This window comes from Wolbachia endosymbiont of Madathamugadia hiepei, assembly GCF_013366855.1.
Taxonomy (GTDB): domain Bacteria; phylum Pseudomonadota; class Alphaproteobacteria; order Rickettsiales; family Anaplasmataceae; genus Wolbachia.
Genome location: NZ_WQMP01000075.1, coordinates 1 through 4,797 on the forward strand (window position 1 = coordinate 1; position 4,797 = coordinate 4,797).

Here is a 4,797-nt window from a genome sequence, read left to right on the forward strand (position 1 = left end):
TTTATTGGACAGGGGCTTGCAAGAGAAATTGCCAGAACCAATCTAATGCTTAATTACTACACGCAATTTTATTGGAAGATAGATCTGCATAACCTTCTTCATTTTTTGAAGCTTAGAGCTGACAAGCATGCTCAGTATGAAATGAGAGTCTATGCAGAAGTTATGTTGGATATAATAAAAAAGTGGGTCCCAATGGCCTACGGCGCTTTCGTTGAATATTGCTTAGAATCGGTTTGTATTTCAAAAACTGGTCTAGAGGTAGTTCGCAAATTAATTAAAGGAGAAAATGTTACTAGAGGGGAAAGCGGAATTGGTAAAAGGGAATGGGACGAGCTGATGTTTATACTTGATAAATAATCTTAAAGATAAAAATCTGTTGCCTAGTTGTTATTTACATAGCGCATGATGGACAGTTGTACGAAACTTAAAAGGTGTCATTCCAGCCCGTGACGCTGGAATCTAGTGAAAAAAAAGAATGGATCCCAGTATCTGGGCACTGGGATGACACTCTTCTGATTGGAATGACAGAAGATTATGCAAAAATCCTAATTCCTTATAATTCCCGTCCGCCAAGTTGAATCTAGCCCTTTATATTACACTAACTCATCACTTTTATAGAACATCTCATTAAAATCATCTAAAGTTCCAAAATCCTGATCTTTGATAAATAGATGACCACCTGTAACGTATGCTTCAGGCAGAGTGAATGATTCATCATAATAACCATGTATTGGAATGATAATCCCATTGTATAGAACAGATACTTGTTCGTAACTGTACTCCTTATTGGTCTGATACTTGCCAAGTATAGTATTGTAGAAGTTCCGTATATCATCATATGCAACCTGCAATTCCACCTTGTACTTTCCTATTTCAATAGGTTCACCTGTCTTTATTTTTAAGGGATGTTGTGGATCTTTATCATCCTTCATACTGCCCATAACGCTTATTATGATAACTTCTTCTTGTTCATTCTCTTCACTCAAAGACAGTTCTTGAGTTGATGCTTTTGATGAAGAGTCTTCTTGAAACTTTACGGTCGTTGATTTTTGGTCCTCATTTTTTGCTTGTGAGCTGTCACTATCTTTCATATCATTATCGTCTTCTTCAATTGCTCTTTTCTTTCTAGGCTTGGCTTCACTTTCTACTATAACTTCTTCGTTCATAAGTTGATCGTTAAGCATAACTTCTGAATTTATCTGATTGCTATCTTCTTCCAATTCGCTAGACAATCTCTCAGACAGTTGATCACCACCCAAATACCGATCCTTTGAATATTTAGCGTAATTATCGAGATCGGTTCCATCTGCTGAATAAAACCCACTTTCAAAACCGGAGTAGGAGCTTCGATTGAGCACAAAAAATAAATCTTCATAATCAACCAGCATATCATCTCTAGGGCCGATAAAATGCAAGTACTCAACACCTTCACTTTCTGGATAGTGCTTATATTCTGCTATATAGTATTTACTCGAATCGAGAGGTATCTTATCTCTTTCCTTCCCATCAGGTTGCAAAATTACTGCTGAACGTCCATCACCTACGTCGTGACCTTTTATCACTTTAAATATTTTAATCTCATCTTTTTCTATAAGTTCTTTTAACTCTTCGTTCTTTTGATTTAATTCTTCTTCTGCCTGTCTTTTCTCCCTTATTAGCTTCACCTCTTTTTCAGCAATTTCATTTTGTATCTTTAAAAGTATGTCTTGTGTAGCTAAGCCGTTTGTGTTGCTTAGAAAGTTATCTAACACATTTGATGCAATTGGTGACAATTCACCATGATCATCAAATACTTTTTCTTTTGCCTTATCATAGTGACTTGGATTATAAATTACAGCCAGAGGATAAAAGCCATAGTCTGCGATTGCTCCTTCACCCAATGATAGCTCCATTGAAAATCCGTAGTGATTAAGTGGAAGGTTAGAAGTTAAAGATCTACCATCATCATTTTTAACATATAGCTCATCTCTACCATAATATCCACCGTATTTATTGTAATAGATATAAAAATTCTCATAATTGAGGTCTAAGTAGCTATCCAGGTTATCAAATTTAACTGTACTGCCAAACTTCTCGCGCAAAAGATTTTTGCTTTCATTTGTAAGCTTTATACGCGCAAAAAAGTGGGATTGACGTGCTATAGGCTCACCCCTTTCTATCTCAAAGTTCAAAGTAATCTTATCATCAACCATAAATGGCCTCTACAAATTATGTAAATCTATTAGTTTATCAATTATATGGTGTGTACTATGAAAAATATGTTAAATATTAAGATCTTTTTTCTATGTATAGTTTTTCCAGTTTACCTATATTGTCAAAGGTTACAGACTCATAAAAACAATGCTAAACTGAGACTGCCATGACAAAGACAGTTGACGTATTACTACCACTTCCAATTGACCAGTTATTTTCATATGCAATTGAAGAAAACACTGAAATTTCAGTTGGAGATTACGTAGTAGTGCCATTTGGTAAAAAACGCTTGATTGGAATAGTTTGGAAATGCAGTGACAAGAGTGATCGAGAATTAAAATTTATCGAGCAAAAGATCAATCTACCAAGCGTTAGACCAAAATTGATCGCATTTGCAGAGTGGGTTGCGCAATACAATTTAATACCTATTGGCATGCTTGCAAAAGTAATAATGGGAGGAGTGTTAAAAGTAAACCAAATAGACAAACTGGTTTGTATTGAAAAAGATCAGGAAATAAGTGAGATAAGTTGCCAATTAAGCTCTGAGCAGCAGATAGCTAGTGATAGAATAACAAGCAATTTAAACGAATACTCAGTAACTTTGCTTGACGGTGAGACAGGATCTGGGAAAACGGAAGTTTATCTCTCTGTGATTGCGAAGTTAGTCGACATTGTAAACGACGCTCAAGTTTTAATTCTCCTGCCCGAAATTATTTTAACTTCACAATTGGTAAATCGTATTCGCAGTCAAATATCAAGAAACCTAGCTCAGTGGCACTCGGGGCTCACTCCAAAAACTCGCAGAAATAACTGGCTTGATATAGCAAACGGAAATGTACAAATAATCATCGGGGCACGATCAGCGCTTTTTTTACCTTATAAAAGCCTAAAATTGATTATCGTTGATGAAGAGCACGATTCATCTTTCAAACAAGAACAGGGGATTATATACAATGCTCGAGATATGGCGATAATCTTAGCCAAAATTGAAAATATTCCAATAATTCTGTCGTCAGCAACTCCACTGCTCGAAACGATTCATCATGTTAAAAATGGGAATTACAATCACGTGAAGTTGACTAAGCGATTCGGTGGTGCGGAATTGCCACTCATTAGAGTAGTGGACATGAGAAACAACAAACAATGGATTTCTGATGAGCTTTTTGAGTGCATAAAACAAACCATAGAGAAGAAACAGCAGGTTATGCTTTTTCTAAACCGCAGAGGATATGCGCAACTTGCAGTTTGTAAAAAGTGTGGATACAAAATTTCCTGCCTAAATTGTGCTATTTGGCTTACATACCACAAGAAAAAGAACGCTCTTTTGTGTCATCATTGTTTTTATCAATTTAAACTCCCAGAAAAATGCTCTAATTGCCAAAGTGAGCAGTCATTATCCCTTTATGGTGTAGGAATTGAAAGGTTGCTTGAAGAAATGGTCAAACTAATACCAAACGCAAAAACTTTGATCATAAGTAGCGATCAGAAGTCGGTTAGCAACTTCATTGACTTAGTGTTGAAGGAAGAGGTGAATATCATAATCGGCACACAAATAATTGCTAAAGGGCACAATTTTCCTAAATTGACCTTGGTTGGTGTGGTAAATGCAGATTTGAGCCTCGAAAATTCTGATCTGAGGGCAGCAGAAAAGACATATCAGTTATTGCACCAAGTTGCAGGGAGATCTGGAAGGTTCAACGAAAAAGGGACAGTAATAGTACAAACCAATAATCCTGAAAGTCCAATAATAAAAGCATTGCAGCATCAAAAAAGGGACGCATTTTATGAAATTGAACTTAAGTCAAGATGCGGAGCAAAAATGCCGCCGTTTAGCAGGCTAATAGCACTTATAATTTGTAGCAAGAATCAGATTGCAACACAAAAAGCAGCAAATGAAATAGCAAGATTCTTGCATAACCAGTGTTTAAAAGAATTCGAAGTTCTTGGTCCATCGCCAGCAGCAATAAATTTCTTAAATAATAAGTATCGGTATAGGATATTACTAAAGATACACAATAAACATAGTCTATCCATGCAGAGAAAGTTGAAATGCTGGATTAAAAGTTGTAACTTGAGTTCGAGCATTGCAGTAACAATAGATGTTGATCCTGTGAGTTTTTTTTAACAGGTTTGTTGCAGAACGTTAATTTAAATTTGGATAACATTCATAGAAACTTTCACAAATTATATTAACTTTTTAACCAAGAGCTTGACTTTCAGCAGAATTTATTGCATTATTAATACACAATATGATCAAAATAAGGAGGATCGTATGAATTTACTTGAAATCATCCGTAGGGAAGGGATAAGGTATGACGAAAAAATTAGAGAGTTGCAGGAATTCCTTAATGATAGTAGTGAAATATTGGTTAACAAAGGATTATTCACAGCAGTTTTATCTACAAAGGCTGTTTTAACGCTAACTATGGATTAGAAAGAGAGTAGAGAGAGAAATAAGGTAAACTCCAGTATTTTAGCAACAATAGGAGGTTACCCAATGCATAAGAATATAGCAGAGTTATTCTGTTTTGTAGATGATTATTGTAAAATAATAGATGAGAACTTTGCAAGTAGACTACTAGCCAATGGTAAAAAACCTACAAG

At 35.5% G+C, this 4,797-nt stretch carries 5 protein-coding genes and 1 pseudogene; 5 read left to right on the forward strand and 1 reads right to left on the reverse strand.

Features of this window, described 5'->3' with window-relative positions:
• Both GO685_RS03375 and GO685_RS05735 read left to right on the forward strand, forming a co-directional pair.
• On the forward strand, positions 1–357 hold a 357-nt coding region (locus tag GO685_RS03375), incomplete at its 5' end, for an FAD-dependent thymidylate synthase (RefSeq protein WP_175937574.1).
• Positions 358–446: 89 nt separating this feature from the next.
• Positions 447–578, forward strand: coding sequence for a hypothetical protein (locus GO685_RS05735; RefSeq protein ID WP_281356219.1), 132 nt, complete (start codon positions 447–449; stop codon positions 576–578).
• Positions 579–593: 15 nt separating this feature from the next.
• On the opposite strand, the gene GO685_RS03380 is transcribed toward GO685_RS05735, so the two are convergent.
• Entirely contained in the window at positions 594–2,192 is a 1,599-nt protein-coding gene (locus GO685_RS03380) for a hypothetical protein (RefSeq protein ID WP_175937575.1), read from the reverse strand.
• A 167-nt stretch (positions 2,193–2,359) separates the two neighbouring features.
• Here GO685_RS03380 and priA point away from each other — a divergent pair, with 167 nt between their 5' ends.
• The 3 genes and pseudogenes from priA to GO685_RS05935 form a co-directional block, all read left to right on the forward strand.
• Entirely contained in the window at positions 2,360–4,318 is a 1,959-nt protein-coding gene (gene priA, locus GO685_RS03385) for a replication restart helicase PriA (RefSeq protein WP_175937576.1), read from the forward strand.
• A 147-nt stretch (positions 4,319–4,465) separates the two neighbouring features.
• Positions 4,466–4,627, forward strand: coding sequence for a hypothetical protein (locus tag GO685_RS03390; RefSeq protein ID WP_175937577.1), 162 nt, complete (start codon positions 4,466–4,468; stop codon positions 4,625–4,627).
• A 63-nt stretch (positions 4,628–4,690) separates the two neighbouring features.
• Positions 4,691–4,797 (forward strand): annotated as a pseudogene (locus GO685_RS05935) (IS982 family transposase); the annotation flags it as partial.

What these genes read in the sequence shown, in the direction of transcription:
- GO685_RS03390 (WP_175937577.1), top strand. Translation starts at nt 4,466, where the DNA reads ATGAATTTACTTGAAATCATCCGTAGGGAAGGGATAAGGTATGACGAA.
- GO685_RS03380 (WP_175937575.1), bottom strand. Translation starts at nt 2,192, where the DNA reads ATGGTTGATGATAAGATTACTTTGAACTTTGAGATAGAAAGGGGTGAG.
- priA (WP_175937576.1), top strand. Translation starts at nt 2,360, where the DNA reads ATGACAAAGACAGTTGACGTATTACTACCACTTCCAATTGACCAGTTA.